Source organism: Aneurinibacillus terranovensis DSM 18919, from assembly GCF_000430625.1.
In the GTDB taxonomy this organism is placed as follows: Bacteria; Bacillota; Bacilli; order Aneurinibacillales; family Aneurinibacillaceae; genus Aneurinibacillus_B; species Aneurinibacillus_B terranovensis.
This window is the reverse complement of the sequence record NZ_AUMJ01000019.1, coordinates 1-22,249: the sequence shown is the minus strand read 5'-3', so window position 1 is coordinate 22,249 and position 22,249 is coordinate 1. Positions and strand designations below refer to the sequence as shown.

At 44.3% G+C, this 22,249-nt stretch carries 20 protein-coding genes; all 20 read right to left on the bottom strand.

Features of this window, described 5'->3' with window-relative positions:
• Positions 1–62 precede the first annotated feature (62 nt).
• On the bottom strand, positions 63–1,457 hold the full coding sequence (locus tag H525_RS0104855; protein WP_027415274.1) for a glycoside hydrolase family 1 protein: 1,395 nt from the start codon (positions 1,455–1,457) through the stop codon (positions 63–65).
• A gap of 20 nt (positions 1,458–1,477) precedes the next feature.
• Positions 1,478–1,786: a PTS sugar transporter subunit IIA gene (locus H525_RS0104850; protein WP_027415273.1), complete on the bottom strand. Its 309-nt coding sequence runs from the start codon at positions 1,784–1,786 to the stop codon at positions 1,478–1,480.
• The gene (celB, locus tag H525_RS0104845) at positions 1,786–3,150 is read right to left on the bottom strand and encodes a PTS cellobiose transporter subunit IIC (protein ID WP_035100009.1); all 1,365 of its coding nucleotides are present in this window, start codon (positions 3,148–3,150) and stop codon (positions 1,786–1,788) included. The genes H525_RS0104850 and celB overlap by 1 nt, the downstream gene beginning before the upstream one ends.
• Before the next feature lie 90 nt (positions 3,151–3,240).
• Complete coding sequence (locus tag H525_RS0104840; protein WP_027415271.1) at positions 3,241–3,549, bottom strand: PTS sugar transporter subunit IIB; 309 nt, start codon at positions 3,547–3,549, stop codon at positions 3,241–3,243.
• Between the two features lie 275 nt (positions 3,550–3,824).
• Positions 3,825–6,572 (bottom strand): sigma-54-dependent transcriptional regulator, encoded by a 2,748-nt coding sequence (locus tag H525_RS0104835; RefSeq protein ID WP_027415270.1) that lies wholly within the window; start codon positions 6,570–6,572, stop codon positions 3,825–3,827.
• A 170-nt stretch (positions 6,573–6,742) separates the two neighbouring features.
• Positions 6,743–7,489, bottom strand: a complete 747-nt coding sequence (map, locus tag H525_RS0104830; protein ID WP_027415269.1) for a type I methionyl aminopeptidase — start codon at positions 7,487–7,489, stop codon at positions 6,743–6,745.
• 64 nt (positions 7,490–7,553) lie between these two features.
• Entirely contained in the window at positions 7,554–8,660 is a 1,107-nt protein-coding gene (locus tag H525_RS0104825) for a cytochrome d ubiquinol oxidase subunit II (protein WP_027415268.1), read from the bottom strand.
• Between the two features lie 16 nt (positions 8,661–8,676).
• Positions 8,677–10,014 carry a cytochrome ubiquinol oxidase subunit I gene (locus H525_RS0104820; RefSeq protein WP_027415267.1) on the bottom strand — a complete coding sequence of 446 codons (1,338 nt, stop codon included), beginning with the start codon at positions 10,012–10,014 and terminating at the stop codon, positions 8,677–8,679.
• A gap of 174 nt (positions 10,015–10,188) precedes the next feature.
• Complete coding sequence (locus tag H525_RS0104810) at positions 10,189–11,586, bottom strand: FAD-dependent thymidylate synthase (protein WP_027415266.1); 1,398 nt, start codon at positions 11,584–11,586, stop codon at positions 10,189–10,191.
• Between the two features lie 48 nt (positions 11,587–11,634).
• Positions 11,635–12,726 carry an HD-GYP domain-containing protein gene (locus H525_RS0104805; protein WP_027415265.1) on the bottom strand — a complete coding sequence of 364 codons (1,092 nt, stop codon included), beginning with the start codon at positions 12,724–12,726 and terminating at the stop codon, positions 11,635–11,637.
• Between the two features lie 86 nt (positions 12,727–12,812).
• Positions 12,813–13,115 (bottom strand): YunC family protein, encoded by a 303-nt coding sequence (locus H525_RS0104800; RefSeq protein ID WP_027415264.1) that lies wholly within the window; start codon positions 13,113–13,115, stop codon positions 12,813–12,815.
• A gap of 82 nt (positions 13,116–13,197) precedes the next feature.
• The gene (locus tag H525_RS0104795) at positions 13,198–13,452 is read right to left on the bottom strand and encodes a DUF6154 family protein (RefSeq protein ID WP_027415263.1); all 255 of its coding nucleotides are present in this window, start codon (positions 13,450–13,452) and stop codon (positions 13,198–13,200) included.
• A gap of 20 nt (positions 13,453–13,472) precedes the next feature.
• Positions 13,473–14,909 carry a bifunctional metallophosphatase/5'-nucleotidase gene (locus H525_RS0104790; protein WP_027415262.1) on the bottom strand — a complete coding sequence of 479 codons (1,437 nt, stop codon included), beginning with the start codon at positions 14,907–14,909 and terminating at the stop codon, positions 13,473–13,475.
• Positions 14,910–14,919: 10 nt separating this feature from the next.
• Positions 14,920–15,735, bottom strand: coding sequence for a sulfite exporter TauE/SafE family protein (locus H525_RS0104785; protein WP_027415261.1), 816 nt, complete (start codon positions 15,733–15,735; stop codon positions 14,920–14,922).
• Positions 15,736–16,169: 434 nt separating this feature from the next.
• On the bottom strand, positions 16,170–17,567 hold the full coding sequence (gene sufB / locus H525_RS0104780) for a Fe-S cluster assembly protein SufB (protein WP_027415260.1): 1,398 nt from the start codon (positions 17,565–17,567) through the stop codon (positions 16,170–16,172).
• Positions 17,568–17,594: 27 nt separating this feature from the next.
• Positions 17,595–18,047: a Fe-S cluster assembly sulfur transfer protein SufU gene (sufU, locus tag H525_RS0104775; RefSeq protein WP_027415259.1), complete on the bottom strand. Its 453-nt coding sequence runs from the start codon at positions 18,045–18,047 to the stop codon at positions 17,595–17,597.
• The gene (locus tag H525_RS0104770; RefSeq protein ID WP_027415258.1) at positions 18,034–19,257 is read right to left on the bottom strand and encodes a cysteine desulfurase; all 1,224 of its coding nucleotides are present in this window, start codon (positions 19,255–19,257) and stop codon (positions 18,034–18,036) included. Before H525_RS0104770 ends, sufU begins: the two co-directional genes overlap by 14 nt.
• Positions 19,257–20,552: a Fe-S cluster assembly protein SufD gene (gene sufD, locus H525_RS0104765; protein ID WP_027415257.1), complete on the bottom strand. Its 1,296-nt coding sequence runs from the start codon at positions 20,550–20,552 to the stop codon at positions 19,257–19,259. The genes H525_RS0104770 and sufD overlap by 1 nt, the downstream gene beginning before the upstream one ends.
• 16 nt (positions 20,553–20,568) lie before the next feature.
• Positions 20,569–21,357 carry a Fe-S cluster assembly ATPase SufC gene (gene sufC / locus H525_RS0104760; protein WP_027415256.1) on the bottom strand — a complete coding sequence of 263 codons (789 nt, stop codon included), beginning with the start codon at positions 21,355–21,357 and terminating at the stop codon, positions 20,569–20,571.
• Positions 21,358–21,586: 229 nt separating this feature from the next.
• Complete coding sequence (locus H525_RS0104755) at positions 21,587–22,069, bottom strand: hypothetical protein (protein WP_211236972.1); 483 nt, start codon at positions 22,067–22,069, stop codon at positions 21,587–21,589.
• Positions 22,070–22,249 lie beyond the last annotated feature (180 nt).

Here is a 22,249-nt window from a genome sequence, read left to right as displayed (position 1 = left end):
AAACCGGATCTGATCCTGCATCTCTGTCAGGCCCGGTTTCATCCTCACTCTTTTTACTTCTCCTATTCTGTAAAGCCATTATTTTGGGACGTTTCTTTGATCCAGTAGGCACTTTTCTTGGGCGTTCTTTTTTGCGTCTGTAAATCTATTGAAATAAATCCATATCTGTTCTTATACGCATTTGACCAGGACCAGTTATCCATAAACGTCCACATGTGATATCCTTTAACATTTGCTCCCTCTTCGATTGCTTTATGCAGCCATTTAAGATGCTCTTTTACAAACTGAATGCGGTAGTCGTCGTTTATCATGTCGTCCTGAATAAATCTTTCTTCGCCTTCAACACCCATGCCATTTTCGGAAATAAAAGATTCGATATTATCATAATTTTCTTTTATATTAACCATGATATCATAGATTCCTTTTTCGTAAATCTCCCATCCTCGGTAAGGATTCATTTTTCTACCCGGCATTTCATAGTTATCGAAAAACCACTCCGGCATAAACGGCGATTCCGGATTAGGAAGATGTGACTTCGCTTTAACCCTTCTAGGCTGATAATAGTTCACCCCGAGTATATCCACTGTATTGCTTTGCAGCAGTTCCCGGTCTCCCTCTTCAACCTCTGGCATCTGATCATACTCTTTTAATAGAGCGATCAATTCTTCAGGATATTTTCCTTTGACTGCCGGATCCAGAAAACTTCTGTTGAAAAATAAATCAGCAATTTCAGCCGCTTTAATGTCTGCCGGATGACTGCTTCTTGGATAAGAAGGAGTTAAATTCAATATAATTCCTATTTTTCCATTGGGAATCTGAACCGATCTAAACTCTTTAATGGCTTTCGCATGAGCGATGATTGTATGGTAAGCGACCTGAACGGCTTTTTTAAAATCTACGATATTCGGATAGTGGAAGTCATATAAATATCCGCCTTCGACAGGGACGATAGGTTCGTTATGTGTAAACCATTTTTTCACCCTATCGCCAAACAATGTAAAGCAAGTTTTCGCATAACGGGCGTACGCCTCTACCACTTCTCTGCTTTCCCAACCACCCAGCTTTTGCATTTCAAGCGGCATATCAAAATGGTACAAATTTACAAATGGTTTGATATGATTGGCAAGCATTTCATCTATCACATCATTATAAAACTGTATGGCTTGCTTGTTGATTTCACCGATTCCATCCGGAATTAACCGCGACCATGATATAGAGAAGCGAAATGTATTATGACCGATTTCTTTCATCAATTGAATATCTTCTTTGTAGCGGTGGTAAAAATCAGAGGTCGTGTCGGGGCCGACTCCATTAAAGAACCGATCGGGCTCTTTCTCATACCAGTAATCCCATATATTTAATCCCTTTCCACCTTCTCTGGAAGCGCCTTCTATTTGCGTAGCAGAAACCGCACTCCCCCACCAAAAACCATCGGGAAATTTATACTGCACAGTCATCCTTATCTCTCCTTTATCTCCTATTTATTTCTGTAGATTTCGATGATTTCTACCGCCAGATCTCTTAGGGTAAGAGCTGTCATAAGATGATCCTGAGAATGGATTAAAAAGACATTGATTTGATTGGCTTCCCCGTTAGCCTCCTGCTGAAGTAACTTTGTTTGAAACTCATGAGCCTGTCCTAATTCTTTTCCGGCTTTTTTTATGAGGTTATCCGCGGATTCAAAATCGCCTTTCTTAGCTGCCTGAATTGCCTCCATAGCAAACGATTTTCCATTACCGGCAAACAAAATCAATTGAAATGCAATATCATTAATCGTAGTATCCATTATTCATGCACCGCCTGTTGTTCACTTTTATTTTGTGTTTGCATTTCACTTTGTTTTAACTTTGCTTGTTCCTCCTGTTCGGAACGGTAGTACTGTCGATCAGCAATGATTACGAACGGAAGCCAGATAACCATGACAACAGCAAAATTAACAAGCTGTAGAATTCCACCAGCGATTGAGTTTGTTGCCAGCATTCCACTAAAGAAGATAGGAACGGTCCACGGTACTGTAACACCTATAGGATAAGGCACCAATCCAATCGACATAGCAAAGTAGGTTAAAGCCGTAACGATCATAGGAGCTAGAATCCATGGGATAATAATGAGTGGGTTTAGCACGATCGGTAATCCAAAAATAATGGGTTCGTTCACATTAAAAATGCCAGGTGCGGCTCCTAACTTAGCCAGATCCTTTAGCTGTCTGCTTTTTCCTACAATAAAGATGGTCGCAATAACCGCCAGGGTCATGCCTGTCCCGCCCATCCCAACAGTAAACGTATCCATAAACTGCTTGTTTACAATATGCGGTAATTTCGTCGCCCCATGTTGGAACGCTTGTAAATTCTCTAAAGATAAGGATTGCCAAATTGGGTCTAATACAGAGTTGACAATAATCTGGCCGTGCAAACCAAAAAACCAGAATAACTGAATGAAGAAAATCTCAACCAATGTAGCTGGCAAACTGCTTCCCAGAGCCATCAACGGCGTTTGAATAATATTATAAATAAAGTCATGGATATTTCCCCACGGTGTGAAGGAAAATGCAATTCGAATGATTAGAAATACTGTTAAAGTGACTACAGCAGGAATTAAAGAACTAAAAGATTTTGAAACGGCTTCCGGAACACCTTTCGGCATTTTAATCGTCCAGCCTTTTTGGATAACCTTCCGATAGATTTCAACGGACAAGAAGCCGGCAAGAATGCCCACAAACATCCCTTTAGCACCCAATCGGGGAACCGGAATGACACCCGCAATTGTCTGTTTGACTGGATCCGTCTGGTCAAGGATAAACGGTGTTAAAAGGAGAAAAGCCGCGATGGCAATAGTCGATCCATAGATGGCTTCTACCTCGTACTGTTTGCTTAAATAATATCCAATTCCTGCTACCGTGAATAAGGCCATAAGAGATATAGTAGCATCAGGCGCAGCTCCCAATAATGCCTTGAATTGATCCAACCCTGTCTTGCCGAGGAGCACGTCTAAATATGGTAAGTTTGATATAACCACAAAAATGGAACCAAATATAATTAACGGCAGTGCGAGCATAAAAGAGTCCCGTAGAACACTTAAGTAAACATTGTTATTTAACTTATTGGCAACTGGCATTAAATAGCTATCCAGCACATCCGTTATTTTTGCCATACTAACACCCCATTTGTATATAAGTTGCACTTATGCGTATAAGAAAGGGTATGCTTTCTTATACGCTATAAAAAATGTTTATATAACTACTCACGATTCGTTTACCAGTTGTACAGCTTTATTTAAAACTGCCTTGCCGTCACATCTTCCATAAGCCATCGGCTCAATCACATCCAGCGGTATCCCGATTTCTTTCGCTTTTCCTTTAAACTTGGACTTTAAAAATCTCATTTGTGGACCAATTAACAGGACATCCGCTTTTTGCATTTCCTCCTCGGCCTTATCCTGAGAAACAGCCCAAATTTCACAATCCAATCCTGTGTTTTCAGCAGCCTCCCTCATTTTAGAAACAAGTAAACTTGTAGACATACCTGACGAACACGCAAGTAAAATTTTCATAGTGAAACCTCCTAATAGATTAATATGTGCCTGACACTTCTCTAATTACGCAAAACCCATGCCAACTTTTTTATCTACGATAAAGAAAGGTTGATTAGCGCCGCTACGCTATCCGGTAGCTGCAGTATACAGATCAAAAAAGACAAAACCGTAGCTTTGTCTTTTTTGATCTGTATACACATTCAATATATATTTATACACATCTACAAATTCTCACAGCAAAATCGAAAATATTTTATACACATCCATGCCTTCCCTATACGTTCAAGTTCAATTCACTCCGAAATTTCCGCAATAATCATCGTAATAAAACAAATTTCGTCATCTGGAAAAGTGATTTGGTAGAAATTCTCCATTTGTTTCACAACCATTTTTATACACATAAAGGCTTGTGTATCATTCTTTAGAATTTGTGTCTTTAACGGGCACTCTGGAGTTCTTCCTCCCTGCACCAGTCTTTCAACGGCACATACGAGGTGCAAAATTAATCCCGCTACTTTATAGGTATCGAACTCCGTATGAAGTATTTGTTTGACCCTCGTTAAAAAGTCCATAAACAAAGGCTTAAAATCACTTATCTGCAAATTCGTTGCTTTCTCCGTCAATGAATCAAATATGTCATCATAGAAACCGTCTTCCGGTTCTTCAATTGTTTGGACTCCGTTGACAATTTCCTTAAGCCTCGACACCTGGGGATCAGTAAAAAGCTCCGAAGTTGAGATGAACGGCAGCCCATATATATTAGGATTAAATGTCCCCACAACCGCCAATACTTTTCTTTCCTTAGAAAGTTTATTAATGCGGGTATACAAGTCCTTTTTGCTTTCAAGTGCCACCGGAATAACCTGGACGTTTTTCTCGCTTAGATCGACTTTGTCCTCAATGATATTCTTTATCTTGATCGCACTCCCCTCGCCTGTTGTGCAGATCGTTAATATAATATGATCTTTATTTGGGATAAAAGATTCCGTTACGCTTGCGCTGCTTTGATGAAAATAACCGAGCGATTGCCTTGCTTCTTCACTGATCTCATGAATGTTTTTATCCATTAATGCCTTGCGTGCGCATTCAATCACCACGATCGTTGTGACCATATCGATCACTTTAATTTGTATCCCTGTCTCTTCGCTTATGAATTCACCAAACATAGCAAGAGAACCCATGTCCACTAGCAATAACACGCCGGCTCCTTGATGATTTTTTACAATTAAATCCTTAATTTCCTTATAGGCATGCTTTGGTTTCTGGTCAAGCCCCATATCGTACGCGTATACATTGCCTCCGCCAATTAACTTATTCGCAACTTCCGCCATGGAAGAAGCTGTACTTCTTCCGTGCATGGCAACCACCACAATAGGTTTGTTTTTTATTTTTTCTTCCATCGGGTCGTCTGCGCATAAAAACATCGCGATAAAGCCAACTTCATCTAATGGCATCCTTATTTTGTATTCATCTTCGATGGTATGAGAAAAATGCAGAGCCAAGGCATATTCATCCGGATATTTTTCAATAATTTCCCGCAAATTATGGTTAATGATTTTTTTGTCTTGCTTAATCCTTTCGATACTGGAACTCAAATGGAGACAAAGGCCATAAAACACCTTGTTTGAAAAAACTTTATGAAGTTCATTGGAGGCTGTCTCTAAAAAGCTTTCGACGATCGAAATGATTTTACTGTCGACGACTTTGGAAAGTTCCTCTTTTCTCACGCCCTTTTCAAACCTTCTGATAAATTTTTTAAAGTAATTTTCAATGTCGAACGCCATAATAAAGGTAATTTCTGTTTCCTCTATTCCCCGTCCCTGAAGCTCCTGAATTCTTTTTTCGATATCCTCGTAAAAACTCCCCGGCAGAGAGTAGTCATCCGCCCTCACTTCAGTTGTCCGGCCTCTGGCCGTAAAATTTAATTTCATATCCTCGTTTATGATTTTATCGATCACCTGACAGTTGCTTTTATAGAGTAACAATCCTTCTTTTACTTCCCTTGAAAAATCGGTGCTGTGGACCTCGATTCTTTTTTTTCCTTTCGAGATACATTTCAGGAAAGCATTGGCACATCCCAATTGTATATCGCTTTTTAATTGTCCAACATTGCCTGCACAATGATAGAGAGCCAGACTTCGTAAGGCATTGGCTGAGACTGTGATATCTTTGCCGATTCTTCTGGATTCAATCTTAAAAAACTCGCATATTAACTCATATCTTTCTTCCAGCGTTCGTTCGGTCAGCGACGGCAAACTAATCGTCATAGGAATTCTTCGCGTAAAGGTGGTCAATAAATGGCTGTCCACATCTTCCGTCGTTGCACAAATAATAAGGACTTTGCTATGCTTCTTGTTATCCATGTCACCCAATGGAGTAAAAGTCCCCTTGTCAATTAACATAAACAGCATTTCCTGAGCCTCGGGAGGCAATCGATGAACTTCATCCAGAAAGAGAATGCCACCATTTGCTTTTTCAACGATTCCTTCCCGATCCCTGTCAGCTCCGGTAAATGCCCCTCTTTTGCTGCCAAAAAGATGAGACAGCAACAGCTGTGGATTATTCGCATAATCCGCACAGTTAAAAGAAACAAACGGCGCCTGCAGGGCAAGGACACCCTTTTCTATAGCAAACTTGTACATCAACTCAGCAAACATCGTCTTCCCTACACCGGTTTCACCCAACAGCAAAGTGTGCAACCCATCGGGAGGATATAAAATTGCAGCTTTCGCCTGCTGGATGCTTTTTTTCAAGCTATCGTTATTTCCGATTAAAGTATCGAACGTAACAGCTGTCTTACTTCCATTCTCACCGCTATCAGACAAATTCATTGTATAAATAACGGGCTTGCCTTTAATTTTTACAATCTTTCCTTCTGAAGAAAGCTTATTCAATACAGCGCTTACATTGGTTCGCTGAAGAGACAAAGCATCCGCTACTTCGTTTGTCGTACATCCAATTTTTTCTGTTTGTCCACTTGCTTTCTGCTTCTCGCATGCCTCTTGCAAAAAATTATAGATAACTCTCTCCGCATTCTTCATAGTTATCTTTACCGCCTTGATTGTAGACTTATAAAAAAAGTTAGCCAACATATTCGTTTTAAATTATATCATAGAAAAAAACAAAACCTCCTTATCCATTTTCTGGACAGGAGGCATTAAACGAAATGACATTATACTCCCGGTACGGCTACGGGAAACATAAATCCCGCCTACAACTCTGTCAAAATAAACGGCCCGTCTTCCGTAATCGCAATGGTATGCTCATACTGGGCAGACAAGCTTCGGTCCCGCGTGCGGGCGGTCCAACCATCCGCATCCACTTTCGTATGGAACTTGCCGGTGTTCAGCATCGGCTCAATGGTAATCACCATACCATCCTTTAGTCGCGAACCTTTGCCGGGAGGTCCGAAATGCGGGACAAACGGGTCTTCATGCATTTCCCGGCCGATTCCATGGCCCGTAAAATCGCGCACGACGGAAAATCCGTTCGATTCGGCATACGTTTGTATGGCGTGCGAGATATCGCCTAAGCGGTTCCCGACGATCGCCTGTTCAATTCCGAGAAACAGTGATTTCTTTGTTACATCAAGCAATCGCTGTGCTTCTTCCGAAATGCTGCCTACCGCATACGACCAGGCCGAATCTGCGAGCCAGCCGTTTAGATTAACCACCATGTCAATGGTGACAATATCCCCTTCCTGCAGGGGTGTTTTGCTTGGAAAACCGTGACAGATCACATCATTAACCGAGGCGCATGTCGCATACGGGTAACCCATATACCCTTTCTGTTCCGGCTTTGCTCCATGCGCTTCCAGAAACTCCTCCACAAACCGGTCAATTTCCGCTGTCGTAACCCCCGGTTTAATTCGCCCGGCAATTTCCCGGTGACAGGCCGCCAGTATTTTACCCGCTTCCCTCATGAAAGAAATTTCCTCTTTCGTTTTCAATACAATCATAAACGTGCACCTCCATCCTCCCCATCTTATCATATTCAGGGAAGAGGTTCATTTCTTCAGCCGCCTATTTATTTGTCACATAGCGGTCGTTCATAAACAACCGCCAGAAGAAAATGAACCCCGGAAGCAGAATCACAATCCCTATTAGATAGGAAAAGAGAAGCGAACGGAGCATCGGCGTATTGGTTATGCTTGCCTCAATCGTACTATTCGGATACACAACATACGGTAAATGAGCGGAGCCATACGCGTAGCTTGCGATGGCGTACTGAATAATCACACTGACTACCGTTACCCGTGGTCTCCCTACTTTCATTTGTCCTGTTTTCATCTGCGCAGCTACGTCTTGTCCTGTTTCAGCTTTTTCTGTTTTAGTTTCACCCGTTTCCTCTTCTACGTGTTTTCCCGGCCACCATAAGGCACTATAACCGATAGCAAACGCAATGATGGATAACGCAAACCATACCTTCTGCCGGTTCAGATTCACAAGAAGCCAGTTAGTCTCCTGATTAAACGTTAGAATAATTAAGAACGCCATAAAAATGGAGGTCGGTCCGAGCCAAATCGCATGCTTTCTGTATAAACGGTAGCTGGATTCGTCCCCTGCCACCCGTGCATAATCGGCCAGCAGAATCGTGGAAAGAAAAAGCGTACTGCTCACGCCAAACCCAAGGTAGGCATACTCCCGGGGAGAAGTAAACAGTTTTCCAAGCAGCAGCCTTTGGATACCATTCGGATCCGTTTCAATAAATCCGCCTTGAATAATCGGCAGAACACTAATCAACAGCCCGGGAATCAGCAACCCGGTTACACCTGAAATGATACGCAAGACCGCATCATACTTCTTAACAACATGAGAATAGACCATGAAGGCGCTGCGCAGTGTCAACAGGATTAAAATAAGGCTTCCCGGCACAAGCAGGACCGTTCCAAGCGTAAAAAGGGCTTTTGGAAAAAATGTCACTAAAGCTACGACAATGAGAACAAGGAACACATTTGTCACTTCCCACGAAGGAGAAAGGTACCTGTTGGCAAGCGCAGCAGCCCGCACATCTTTTTTAATTCCATACAACATTGCCCAGAATCCGGCTCCAAAATCAATAGAACCCCCGATAGAATAAATAAAAATAAACGTCCATAGAAGAGTGATAGCAATCCACGAAGCAGTCACAGTCTGACTCCTCCTTTCATTCTTTGACTTCAACCCCGGCTAATTCACTTGCCAGTGGATGTCGTTTGAAATAGTAACGAAACACGACGAGTGTTGCGGCACACAGGAGTAAATACATTCCAAGAAACAGGACAAAGAAAATCCCTACATTCTCTGTCGCTGTCGCTGCGTGCTTTGTCAATTGAATGCGATAAATGGTCCAGGGTTGACGGCCGACACAGCTGTAAATCCAGCCAAATTCAATAGCGAGCACGGAGAGAATCCCTGAAGGGACAAAACACCACAGCACCCAGCGAGGAAACTTCTCATACCTGTAAATTTTTTTCAGCATCCATGGAACAAGCGGTAAAAAGATCAGGAGCCCGCCAATCATTACCATGCCGTTAAACATAGAATGGATATACAAAGGCGGCCACATGTTCCGTGGGAAATCATAGAGCCCTTTGACGACGGTGTCAAAACGGTTGTTTGCCAGGAAGCTTAACATCCAGGGAATTTCAATCGCGTATTTTACTGTGCCTGTTTCCGGGTCGGGAATTCCTCCGAGTGCCAATGGCGCATAGGCGGTTGTACGGAACAGCCCCTCACCGGCTGCGAGCCTTTCCGGATTGTGCCGGTAGAGTACCTGTCCGGCTTCGTGTCCGTTTAATGCCGTAAGCAAAGAGGAAATCGAACCAACGACAATGGTCATCATGAGAGCTTTCTGATAAAAGTTATATTCCTTAGGCGAAGTCTTGTGCTGCAGCATTCGATAAGCAGCAATGGAAGCAAGCACGAATGCACCCGTCATATAAGCGGAGAATATGACATGCAGCGCGTTTGTAAAAAAGCCGGGGTTAAAAAAGGCAATCCACGGATCCACATCGGTAATCTGGCCGTTTTTTATTGTAAATCCCTGCGGAGTTGACTCAAACGTATGAACGTCGGTAATCAGAACAGCGGACAGTGTTGCCCCAATAGCCACTAATGTAACGCTCACAAGGCGCATCCTGGATGAAAGGCGAGCCGCTCCATAGACGTAGATGGATAAAAACAGCGCTTCCAGGAAGAATGCAAAAATCTCGATTTGAAACGGAAGGGCGATAACTTCTCCTACTACTTTCATAAAACCAGGCCATAGTATTGAGAGCTGAACACCTGCGATGGTACCGGACGGGATGGCTACCCCTATCAGGACACCCAGACCTTTTGTCCAGCGTTTCGCCATCGTTGCGTAATCTGAGTCTTTCGTGCGCAAATAACATATTTCCGAAATCATAATCATTAGCGGCAATCCCACTCCAAGCGTGGCAAATATAATATGGAAGGCCATGGTCATGCCGAATAGGGACCGGGTTAGCAAAATATGATCCACCTGTGTATCATTCCTTTCCAAAGAACTTCTTCTCCAGGTTATCATCTACTAATTTCCAGTTTTTATACGCCGTTCCACCGGTTACATAAATATGATTGGACATAAAAAAAAAGACCGCCCGGGTGTTGAGCGGCCGTCCCCTGAACGATTAAGAAACAGGAGCAGGTTCAATGCTTATTTACGTAAATGTCGATCCCATGCAAAACCCTCAAGGTCGGTTTCTTCTTTTTTATAGATATTTTCGAGCTGAGTGGCTACACTGCGAATTTCATCCTGGGCGTACTCTTCTTTGCGAAGGGTGATGAAATGGGCAAGTCCGTACATATTCGCATAAAAGGGAAGGCGGCGGGCATTCCCGTTTAACACGACATAAGGTGCCGCCCCTTTTAACCCTGCGGACCACAACTGTTCATACAATTCATGGGATTCGTTACGCATGGCAAGCAGTGAATCGATAATCGCATCCGCTTCTGGTTTCCCCACCGACTCCACCACTTCCCGCGGCAGAACCAAACCGTATCTTGTGTCCGGCAGTTGAATCTGGAAGTCAAAACCGCGGTGGCGGATCATCTGGTGATGGCAGCCTTCGGAACAAGTAACAGCAACCATTTTACCGAACGCGCGAAAGGCCGATGGCAGTTCACTAAACCGGTTCATTTCGAACGGGTCTCCGACTGTAATCCCTGCGTCATTTCGATAAGGCAGACCGCCTGCATCATCCTTGATTTCGACAAAGGGTCCGCTGTATACAGGAAGCCCTTCCGTAATGTCTGAGCGGCGATAAAAAGCGGCAGCATAAGAGCGCAGATAAGGCGTTGATTCCGTATGGCTAATTAAGGACGGAAGAACCTCCGTCGTATGGGTGCGTATTTTTTGAGCCGTTTCCACAATCTCGTGGCTGAATCCCTCATGAGCCAGCAGTTCTGCGATCGCATCGGAAATCGCCCGGGCATTCCCGGTGACGGCTACATTGGATCGGGTTGCAAGCGGGAGAACGTTGCGCGCGTTCTCATAAGCCAGCTTCTCTGCCGTCCCGTCCTTCACGTCCGGATTTTTCCCTTTGATTAAGCGGAAAAAAAGCGGGACAAGCTCTTCATATTTCTCAAAACATCTCTCTCCAAATGCCAGGTAACGTTCTTTTAATTGAGGGTAATCGTCCAATTCTTTCGGTACAACAAAGTCCTCGGGGCGCTGGTAACGGAGGCTGAATTCCGTAAAAGAAAGCCATTTCGCCGCCTGGACCGTTTCGAGCACTTCCGTAAACCAACGGGAAACCCCCTCAATACAGAATTGGGCAAACGCATGCTCTTTAATGCTGGAGTGTCCATAGTCTACGCCCCATTTTTTCATAAATCCGCCGGCATGGGCAGCCGATTGTTTAAACAGTGCAATCATATCCACATCCGGAAGATTGAGCATATCTTCTTTAATCAAATCATATAAATTATCACGGAAGCTTTTCGGGCTGCGGCTCACCTTCGCAAAAACGGTTCCAACAACCTCTGTCGGCACATTTTTAATCGCGTATACATTATCTTCCGTACTCGTTACATAGTTATTTAACGGGTTCATTGTTTCTCCTCATTCCATCTAATGTTCCAATTCGTGATCTTTCGAAATCTATAGTAAGGTCTCGCATTCCGTAATCATCGTATGCAATGATTTCGATAAATCAATTTCATAAAAGGCTTCTACATCGCTTCCATCAGGGTTTTTCAAAATCCTGACAACCGGACGAGCCGGGATTTGGCGGTTATAGTCGACAACGACCCCGAATTCCCCTGTACTGAGGCGAACGGTAAGGCCGATCGGATACAGCGCAACAGTTTTACGAAATCCAAGCACGTACTTTTCTTCAAAGTGCTTGTTTGATTCTCCGTAGAGAATCTCCATCGCTTCGTGCGGCAGCATCGCTTTGCGGTATACCCTGTGGGTCGTTAACGCATCAAACACATCGCACACACCCATGATTTTGGCAAAATGATGGATTTCATTACTTTTTAACCCGCGGGGATATCCGCTTCCATCCATTCGTTCATGGTGCTGAAAAGCGCAGTGCGCCGATAACAGGGGAACCCCTTCCTGGTTGCGCAGGATGTCAAACCCGTATTCGGCATGCTTTTTAATGACTTCATATTCTTCGTCGGTAACTTTACCGGGCTTGTACAAAATTTCGCCCGGAATCATCATTTTTCCGATGTCATGAAGCAAAGCTCCCAATCCCAGCTCTCTAAGTTCCTTGTCTGTTAAACCCTGCTCTATGCCAAGCGCGGTGGCATAAATCGCAACATTAAAAGAGTGGGAGTAAATATAATTATCGTATGTATAAATATTGGTTAACAAATTCAAAGCTTTTCTGTTTGCCTTTAAATCGCTAAGAATAGCCTCAAACGTATCGCGAAAGTTCTGCAGGATCTCCCCCGAGAACCTTGTCCGCCACTTCACTTCGGAACGGGCAATTTCCGAAAATCCATCATGAATCGTTCGCAGCGCCATCCGCCGTGTTTCATCTGAGATCACATCTTCTACAAGTAAATCTTCCGTCGCCTTATCACGTATGTATAGCGTATCAATTCCCATCTGGTTTAGCCGCTTTAAGATTCCACTGGTAAGCTCCACATCCTTCCCCAATAATACGGAGCCTGTCTCAGTGTAAATCGGTTTTGCTAGAAGCATCCCCGGTTGACAGCGGGAGGTTGCAATTAGTCTCATCTCTTTTCCCCTGGCCTTTTTCTATATTTTGAAAAAAATGTAAAATTATTCTCCCTTAGAAAAAAAGGCTCCCAACAGGGAACCCTTTATAACATAGCAAGAATAGCGTCCTTTCCCTTCATCCCGGGCACTATGCCTAATTGTTCCGCCGTGTTTGTCACCGATTCAAGCGGGGCTTCCAATAACTCTTCAATGGTTCGCACACCTACAGCCCGGCCCGCAATAATATTCCGACTTGCTAGTCTTTCATTTAGTAAAGAGATATCAAGCGCTCCACACATAATATACCCTTTGTCAGTAGTTACGACAAGTAGGGTTGTCTTGGGAAGCTGGACGGAAATAGCCACTACCTGCTGATTTTCCATCCATAACGGCTTCATTTCAACCATATTAAGATAAGCCTCCTCTACCCGTAAATCTTGCTCTCAAAAGTAGGGTATGCATACGGGATGAATCGGTTCCTTATTCGTTTTAATGGTATCTTTCCGGCTTACTGCCCATTGGCGGGATGGAAAGTCCCTCCTCAGCCAGCTTGAGCCGCAGCATCTCCATCAGATAAAGCCCAAGCATCTGATATATTTCACTCTCCTGCATTTCATTAATCCACTGGAGCATTTCTTCCCGATTCTGTTCCTGTAGGATACTTAACACGATAGCCATTACATCTTCTTCGTCTCCGATAAAGCGATCGCGATAAAAGTTGTAAATCTCGTTAATGAGTTTCAATCAAAATGCCCCCTCTGTTTCTATATGACTGGATGCCAGCGTTGACTGGTACATTTTTTAAGCGATCGTTGTTTCGTAAGCTCCACTTCTAACACATCACGAAGAAATTCGGGCAAGTAAAACTCAACATCAATCCCCTGCGTAAAAGTTGGAAAAACGATGCCGAATGTGAACATATCGATGGTGGCGACTGTATAAATAGCACGCTCATCTATAGACTGCTCCCCTATTATTATTTTATCAATTTTTTCCCCTGTCGGCCGGTTTGGGTGATAATAAACGTCGAGGCCGTCCAGGCTCATTCTCCCAAGTACCTTCCCGCGAAACCCAAACCCGCGAATCTGTCTCCTTGTTATATAAGGTTCAAGAGATTCTTCCAGAATGGTTTTAAGCTGCTGTCCGGTTATCTTCATCTTACACGGATTAATCGGATGTGGACAGAGAGAAAGCATGTCTTTTCGCGTGACAGGGCCCTTTGACAGGGAAAAAAGTAACGTTCCCGAATTAACAAGGGCAATCTCTGCATCCACCCAGCTTCGCAGCCCTTGGGCAAGCAGGTTTGCAAGCGGGGATTCCTCCTCCCACGATACGGGAACGTCCCGGTTCAGTTCCGCAACAACCTCCTGCATAATGGTTTCAGATTGACGGTGATAATAAGTAAGTATTTCCTGAATCCTGTTATCTTCGGGAAATTGTTTCGAAGGAATACAGACGGCCTGCATGGTATTAATGACCTTTTTCTCAACGTCATATTCGATTTGCACATGGCCGAAATAGTCCCCGAATTTGCCCGTCTGGCAAATAAGTGTGCCGTTTACCCATTCTCCGACCGGCAAGTAGGTGTGGGTATGGGCTCCAAGGATTAGATCAATCCCATTCACTTTGCTGGCAAGCTCTATATCATGATTATAACCCACATGGGATAACAATACGACAATGTCTACATGCGGCCGCATCTGCTTTACGAGGGACGACACCGTTTGGAAAACATCCGTCGCCTCCAGGCCCATTAGTTCGTAAAAGTGAGTAAACGGCGCGGTTACACCAATCCAGCCGACCGTGATTTGCCCGTATTTTTCAATCGTACAGGGATGCACCCCAGGAAGAAGTTTTTTTGTATGCTGGTCACGTAAATTGGCGCAAAGGACTTTAAAATTAGCCCTGTTGTACAGGGAATCCAATTTTTCACGCGGAAATGTTAATCCTTCATTGTTGCCAATGGCAGCCAAATCATACCCTGCTTCGTTTAGAACTTCTATATTCACCTGTCCCCATGTGGCTTCGGTTTGCAGATGCATGCGGTCCATATGGTCGCCCAGGTCGGCTGTAACAACATGGGAGTTCGGTCGCTGGAGGGAATTCCTCAACCGTCTCATCCCGGTTGTGATGTATTTCATTTCTTCGAGGTGGCTGTGCAGGTCATTCGTATGTAAAATATGTAAGAACTCTTTAGCCATTTTTACCTCCTTACATGATTCCTTCCCATAGCATGCGCAATGCTATTAATAAAAGCGCATAACGAAGGAGTGTTTCAAGTCCATTGCCGGTGAATCGGCGAGATAGAGCAGCCCCCAACTTGCCACCAAGCCATGCTCCGGGAGCCGTGGTTAGCACAAGCTTCCAGATAACATTCCCATACACAATGTGTGAAATGCTTCCCACGATGGACGAAAAAAAGATTAAACACATGGAAGTAGCGGTTGCGATATGTGGAGGAAAACGAAATAAAACGAGCAGAACAGGCATAAGAAGCGAGCCCCCGCCAATACCAAATAAGCTTGATAGAATACCCAGGATTAAAGCAACCACAACCGCAAAGATTTTAGAATACCCATAAGTATGTATGTCTCCGGCTTCGTCGGTGTACGTTTTTATTGTTTTCCAATGAATATTTTTCTGGGAAAGTTTTTTGCGAATAAACAGCATAAAAACCATTAGGATCATAAAAAGTCCGTCGTATATACTAAACGAAGTTTTGTTAAAAAAACGAGTTAAATACGCACCGATAACGGCTCCCGGTGCACTTCCGATAAAAAACCACAATACACTCTGGTAATCAATAAGTTTGCGTTTGGCATAGCTCAGGGTAGAGGAAAACGCCGTAATAATAATTAACATCAGCGAGGTTCCAACTGCACTCTGAGGAGTTATCGCGTTATTGCCAAGCAGCAGAGGAGTAAGATAAAGCAATGCAGGTACGAGAATAATGCCGCCGCCAAGCCCGAGAAGACTCCCAAATGCGCCGGCAACAATTCCGATTAAAATAAAAAGTAACCACAACATGGTACGCAATCCACTCCTATGTGCTCTCTATAATATGTATTCATCCTACCATACCCATCAGTAAAAAGGTATTAGAAACCGTAAGCGAGATGCATCTGCGAACGTTTCTGTTTCTTGATTAGTTCCTGCCTAGTGTTGCGAAGAAAGGGGGACGTCTTTCTGCCCGACTGTCTCCATCATTGAGATACCCGGATGTTTTGGGCAGGTTCCCCTTTCTTCGTAACACGGACAGTCTCTACTTCCCTGCAAGAAAAAACCGGAAAAAAATCAAAAACGGACCATTCCATTGTCGCACCGCGCTCTTAAGGTTTTACGTTCGGTCACAAACAACGCTTCAGGAAGAAATAAAGAAACAGGTAAGTTGATGACTGAATCAAAAAATAGCCCGAAATCCACTTAAAAAGTGGTACGGGCTATTTTTTGGCATTCTTGGATTAGCCGATTGAACCTTCCATTTCAAACTTGATCAGACGGTTCATTTCTACAGCATACTCCATCGGTAATTCTTTTGTGAACGGCTCAATGAAGCCCATGATGATCATTTGTGTTGCTTCGTCTTCTTTCAGGCCGCGGCTCATGAGATAGAAGAGCTGTTCTTCGCTCACTTTGGAAACCGTTGCTTCGTGTTCGAGCGTAATGTTATTATTTAAAATTTCATTATATGGAATCGTGTCAGAAGTCGACAGCTTATCAAGAATAATGGTGTCGCACTTAATATTAGACTTAGAACCTTCGGATTTCCGCCCAAAGCTGGAAAGTCCGCGGTACGTAGTCTTGCCGCCGTGCTTGCTGATACTCTTTGATACAATGGTCGAACTGCAGTCAGGTGCTAAGTGAATCATTTTTGCGCCGGAATCCTGGTGCATCCCTTTTCCTGCAACCGCGATGGAAATAACGACTCCTTTTGCACGTGGTCCCTTCATGACAACAGCAGGGTATTTCATCGTAAGTTTACTTCCAATATTTCCGTCGATCCACTCCATGGTTGCATCTTCTTCGGCCACAGCCCGTTTTGTAACAAGGTTATAGACGTTTGGCGCCCAGTTCTGGATCGTCGTATACCGGGTACGTGCGCGTTTCTTCACCACAATCTCCACTACGGCGCTGTGCAGGGAGTGTGTACTGTAAATCGGAGCGGTACAGCCTTCCACGTAGTGTACAAAGCTGTCTTCGTCCGCAATAATCAGCGTACGTTCGAATTGACCCATGTTTTCAGAGTTAATGCGGAAATAAGCCTGCAGCGGAGTCTCGCACTTTACCCCTTTCGGCACATAAATAAAGCTGCCGCCCGACCATACCGCGCTGTTTAAAGCGGCGAACTTATTATCTGTCGGTGGAATCACTGTACTAAAATATTCGCGGACAATCTCAGGGTATTCGCGAACAGCCGTATCCATATCGCAGAAAATAACGCCCATTTCCTCAAGATCTTTCTGCATGTTATGGTATACAACTTCGGATTCGTACTGGGCGGAAACCCCTGCAAGGAATTTTTGTTCAGCTTCCGGAATTCCGAGGCGGTCAAACGTGTTTTTAATTTCTTCCGGCACCTCGTTCCAGTCACGGCCTTGTTTTTCAGAAGGTTTGACATAATAGGTAATGCTGTCAAAATTAAGTTCTGTCAAATCGCCGCCCCAATCAGGCATCGGAAGCTCCTGGAAAATTTCAAGTGCCTTCAGGCGAAAATCTAACATCCATTGTTCTTCGCCTTTAATTTTGGAAATTTCCTCGACGATTTCCCTGGTTAACCCTTTCTTTGCACGGAAAACAGAAACATCTTTATCGTGAAAACCATATTGATACTCTTGTAACTCTGGTGCTTTTTTGCTCATTTTCGCATCTCCTCCTAAAGGCGGTTGTTACGCCTTATCGTGGTACGGCTGCTCGCTGACGCCTTTTTTCATGGCTTTCCAAGCAAGAGTCGCGCATTTAATACGGGCCGGAAACTTACATACACCCTGCAGGGCTTCAATATCACCTAAGTCCAACTCTTCAAGTTCATCCTCGACGTCTTCTCCCTGCATCATCCGGGAAAAAACATCAGCCATGTTCAATGCTTCATCAACTGGTAAGCCTTTGATTGCGTCCGTCATCATCGACGCCGATGCCATGCTGATTGAACAGCCCTCACCGGTAAATCTGGCATCACTTACTTTGCCATTATCGATTTTCAATTGGAGTTGAATACGATCTCCGCAGGTTGGATTATTCATATTAATAATGACCGCATCATCATCAAAACTTCCTTTGTTGCGAGGATTTTGATAATGATCCATAATCACCCGGCGGTATAAATCATCAAGAGAAGACATTGCCGAAATACTCCTTTGTTTTTAGTAATGCTTTAATCAATGCATCTACATCTTCCTCCGAATTGTACAAATAAAAGCTTGCACGTGCGGTGGCCGATGCGTTCAAAAATTTCATAAGAGGCTGCGCACAATGATGACCGGCACGAATGGCAATCCCTTCCGTATCAAGTACGGTAGCGAGATCATGAGGATGAACCCCTTCTACATTGAAGGTAACAAGTCCGCTGCGCTCTTCCGGTCCATATATGACCATACCGTCAATAGAGCGCATCGCATCCATAGCATATGTTACAAGCTTATGTTCATGTTCGCGTATTTCATCTAAACCGATGGATTCGATAAAGTCAATCGCCGCGCCAAGGCCGATTGCTCCGGCAATAATCGGCGTTCCTCCTTCGAATTTCCACGGCAGCTCTTTCCACGTTGAATCATACAGCTCCACAAAATCGATCATTTCACCGCCGTATTCCACCGGTTCCATTTTTTCAAGGAGGCTCTGCTTTCCGTACAACACCCCGATACCGGTAGGGCCGGCCATTTTATGCCCGGAGAAAGCAAGGAAATCGCAGTCTATATCCTGAACATCCACTTTAATATGCGGAGCAGCCTGAGCCGCGTCGACCACCATAACTCCCCCGTTGCGGTGAACAATCCTGGCGATTTCTTTTACAGGGTTAATGGAGCCAAGGACGTTGGAGACATATCCCATTGCCACGAGTTTGGTATTAGGTGTAATCGTCTGTTCAGCCGCTTCAATCGTAATCGTACCGTCCGCCTGCAGAGGAATATACTTAAGAGTAGCTCCCGTTGCTTTTGCCGCTTGCTGCCAGGGGATAAGGTTGCTGTGATGCTCCACCTGGGTAATCACAATCTCGTCCCCTTCACCGATAAAGCTGCGAGCGTAGCTTTGAGCCACAAGGTTAAGAGAAGTGGTCGTTCCGCGTGTAAATATGATTTCTTCCATCGCTCTTGCGTTTATAAATGTACGAACTTTTTCCCGCGCCCCTTCATATCCATCGGTCGCGCGCGTTCCGAGGGTATGAACACCGCGATGAACATTCGAGTTATACTCACGGTAATACCGCTCGATCGTTTCAATAACCTGCACAGGCTTTTGCGAAGTCGCGGCACTGTCGAGATAAACGAGCGGGTGACCGTTTACCTCCTGATTTAATATCGGGAACAGTTTGCGTATTTCTTTTGCATTCATTAGGATAACTTCCCTTCAATAATCGATAACAGCCGTTTCTGCATACCCTCAATAGGCAGATGGTCAAGTACCGGGGCAAGGAATCCGATAACGATGAGGCGTTCCGCTTCCCGGCGGCTAATCCCGCGCGACATTAAATAGAATACCTGCAGCGGATTCACCGGTCCTACGGAAGCCGCGTGGCCGGCCATGACGTCATCTTCATCGATGAGCAGAATCGGATTCGCGTCACCGCGCGCCCGCTCACCAATCATCAGAATGTTTTCCGCTTGCTGGCCGTTTGCCTTCTCGCAACCTTTTTTCATTTCGGTAATGCCGTTGAAGATAGCGGTGGATTCCTCACGCATTACACCGCGAGTCAGAACATTGCTCTCCGTATTTCTGCCGATATGGAGAACACGGGCCACAAAATTCTCCTTCTGGCTGCCAGATCCAACCGCAACGGACTTCAAATCAGTGGAAGAACCGTTTCCGTTAAGCAGGGTAGTCGTATTGGAGACCGTATTTCCGCTGTTCATGTCGCCTAACAGCCATTCAACCCGCGCATCCTTATCTGCCAACGCCCGCCGGTGTGTATAATCTGTTGTATTGGCGGATAAATCTCGAACCGATGAGTAGCGGATATTTGCCCCGTCCGCCGCAAAAATTTCTACCATGCTGTTAATGACGTTCGGTTTGGAAAACTCGGCACCGACCACATTTTCTACGATGGTTACTGAACTATTAACATCAGCCGCTATCAGAACATGCGGAAATACCGCTATCTCCTCTTCAGCCGCCCAGAAAATAACCTGAAGCGGTTCTTTGATTTCCACATTTTTCGGCACATAAACAAACACGCCGCCGCTCCATAACGCTTGGTGGAGCGCTGTAATTTTATGTTTTTCAAATCCACTCTGGAATAAGTATTTTTTAACAAGCTCCTCGTGTTCACGCACCGCCTGCGGCAGCGGCATAAACACCACACCCTGATGTTTCAGCGATGCTGAAACATCTGTGTACACACAAGTAGAATGCTTTTGGACAAGAAGGTTCCTGCTGGTCTCATGCAGAATATTTGTTAATGACTCCGGAAACGCATCAACAGAAGAAACCGGCGCTTCTTCTTTGAAAGGGATAAAATGGTCCACGTTCCACTTGTCAATTTTGGTCTTTACCAATTTAGGAAGCGGAAGCTGCTGGTATGCGGCAAGGCCTTCTTCACGAAGCTGTGTAAGCCACGCCGGCTCGCTGCTCTGTTTCGACAATTGAATAATGGTGTCCAAATCAAATTGCACATTGGCTTCTACGCTCATTACTTTCCCCCCTGCCTTACGCTTCCGCGCCCACTGTTTCGTCCTTAATGCCAAGTTCCTCTTTGACCCAATCATATCCGTTCGCTTCAAGCTTCTCAGCGAGTTCAGGCCCGCCGGATTTTACGATTCGGCCCTGCATCATAACGTGGACGAAGTCTGGTTTAATGTAGTTGAGCAGACGTTGATAGTGGGTAATCATAAGTACACCCATTTCAGGGCTGCGCAGTTCATTGACACCTTTTGCTACAACTTTTAACGCATCTATATCAAGGCCGGAGTCAATCTCATCAAGAATCGCAATCCGGGGCTTAAGAATCATCATTTGTAAAATTTCGTTACGCTTCTTCTCACCGCCTGAAAAACCTTCATTTACATAACGGTGGGAGAAGGATTCATCCATGTTTAAAAATTCCATTTGTTTATCCATTTGACGGATGAATTTAATAAGGGAAATATCTTTCCCTTCTTCCTGGCGGGCATTCAGTGCACTGCGCAGGAAATCTGCATTCGTTACCCCGCTAATTTCACTCGGGTACTGCATAGCAAGGAACAACCCTTTGCGAGCGCGCTCATCCACGTCCATATCGAGAAGGTCTTCATTATCGAACGTAACCGACCCTTCAGTAACTGTATATTTCGGGTGCCCCATTAAAGAGGAAGCGAGGGTGGATTTACCTGTTCCATTCGGTCCCATAATCGCGTGTACTTCGCCGCCCTTAATCTCAAGGTTAAGACCTGTAAGAATTTCCTTTTCATCAATGGATACGCGGAGATTTTCTATTTTTAAGTGTGGTGTTCCAGCCATAAATACATCCCTCCAAATGAACGTTTATACCTTAACTTAACATAAATGATGTAAAATTATGCTTTATTGCTTATTTCCATGTTATATAATATAGTATACCATAGTTGAAAATCAAGGAAAGACCTGTAAGCATATTTTTTAAACAAATTTGTATAAAAAGTTGCCTGTCTTCGCCTGCTAACGGCACACCCCACAATGTTTCCTATTCATAATCAATGTTTCCTCTTCATTATGATTGAGGAGGAAAGGCTGCTGCCCCTTTTTCCGCTCGCGAAGAAATAAACTTCGCCTTTCGGGCAAGTTTCAAGAGTTGTTTTTCCGAACCCCCCCGCATTTTGACATAGGTTGGCTCACCGTTTATTCCACGCATCTGAATCGACACACTGTCTCTTGCATATGTAACCCGGATAATATCTTTCGCGTTTATATTTACAAACGGGAAGCCTTGGGAAGCAAACCCGACAAAAATGCTTTTGCTATAAACAATAACATCTAAATCAGCTGTTTGTACCGCATCATTGTGAATCACTTCTTTGATTTTTCCCTCCCATAGCACGGCATCAAAAGACTCCGGCCCGATGGTTACTACGTTCTCTTCCTGTTCTTTGTAGCGCAAAAAAGAGAACCACGCAAAAATAAGCAACGACACAGAAATAGACATGGCAATCGCAATAAATATGAGGGTTTCTTTCACGATATATTCCTCGCTCACGGTTACATATATGTACCATCTTAGCACGTTTATCTTGTTCCATTGCCTCTGTCCACAATATTGTCACCTTTCGTATTCCATATAATTTAAGAAAAACCGGGCAAAAACCGCCCGGTCCTTTTTTGTTTAGAGAATATCCGATAGTCTGTACTTTATGCCATGTACTCCCTCATAATATTC

What these genes read in the sequence shown, in the direction of transcription:
- H525_RS0104855 (WP_027415274.1), bottom strand. Translation starts at nt 1,457, where the DNA reads ATGACTGTGCAGTATAAATTTCCCGATGGTTTTTGGTGGGGGAGTGCG.
- H525_RS0104850 (WP_027415273.1), bottom strand. Translation starts at nt 1,786, where the DNA reads ATGGATACTACGATTAATGATATTGCATTTCAATTGATTTTGTTTGCC.
- celB (WP_035100009.1), bottom strand. Translation starts at nt 3,150, where the DNA reads ATGGCAAAAATAACGGATGTGCTGGATAGCTATTTAATGCCAGTTGCC.
- H525_RS0104840 (WP_027415271.1), bottom strand. Translation starts at nt 3,549, where the DNA reads ATGAAAATTTTACTTGCGTGTTCGTCAGGTATGTCTACAAGTTTACTT.
- H525_RS0104835 (WP_027415270.1), bottom strand. Translation starts at nt 6,572, where the DNA reads ATGAAGAATGCGGAGAGAGTTATCTATAATTTTTTGCAAGAGGCATGC.
- map (WP_027415269.1), bottom strand. Translation starts at nt 7,489, where the DNA reads ATGATTGTATTGAAAACGAAAGAGGAAATTTCTTTCATGAGGGAAGCG.
- H525_RS0104810 (WP_027415266.1), bottom strand. Translation starts at nt 11,586, where the DNA reads ATGAACCCGTTAAATAACTATGTAACGAGTACGGAAGATAATGTATAC.
- H525_RS0104805 (WP_027415265.1), bottom strand. Translation starts at nt 12,726, where the DNA reads ATGAGACTAATTGCAACCTCCCGCTGTCAACCGGGGATGCTTCTAGCA.
- H525_RS0104800 (WP_027415264.1), bottom strand. Translation starts at nt 13,115, where the DNA reads ATGGTTGAAATGAAGCCGTTATGGATGGAAAATCAGCAGGTAGTGGCT.
- H525_RS0104790 (WP_027415262.1), bottom strand. Translation starts at nt 14,909, where the DNA reads ATGGCTAAAGAGTTCTTACATATTTTACATACGAATGACCTGCACAGC.
- H525_RS0104785 (WP_027415261.1), bottom strand. Translation starts at nt 15,735, where the DNA reads ATGTTGTGGTTACTTTTTATTTTAATCGGAATTGTTGCCGGCGCATTT.
- sufB (WP_027415260.1), bottom strand. Translation starts at nt 17,567, where the DNA reads ATGAGCAAAAAAGCACCAGAGTTACAAGAGTATCAATATGGTTTTCAC.
- sufU (WP_027415259.1), bottom strand. Translation starts at nt 18,047, where the DNA reads ATGTCTTCTCTTGATGATTTATACCGCCGGGTGATTATGGATCATTAT.
- H525_RS0104770 (WP_027415258.1), bottom strand. Translation starts at nt 19,257, where the DNA reads ATGAATGCAAAAGAAATACGCAAACTGTTCCCGATATTAAATCAGGAG.
- sufD (WP_027415257.1), bottom strand. Translation starts at nt 20,552, where the DNA reads ATGAGCGTAGAAGCCAATGTGCAATTTGATTTGGACACCATTATTCAA.
- sufC (WP_027415256.1), bottom strand. Translation starts at nt 21,357, where the DNA reads ATGGCTGGAACACCACACTTAAAAATAGAAAATCTCCGCGTATCCATT.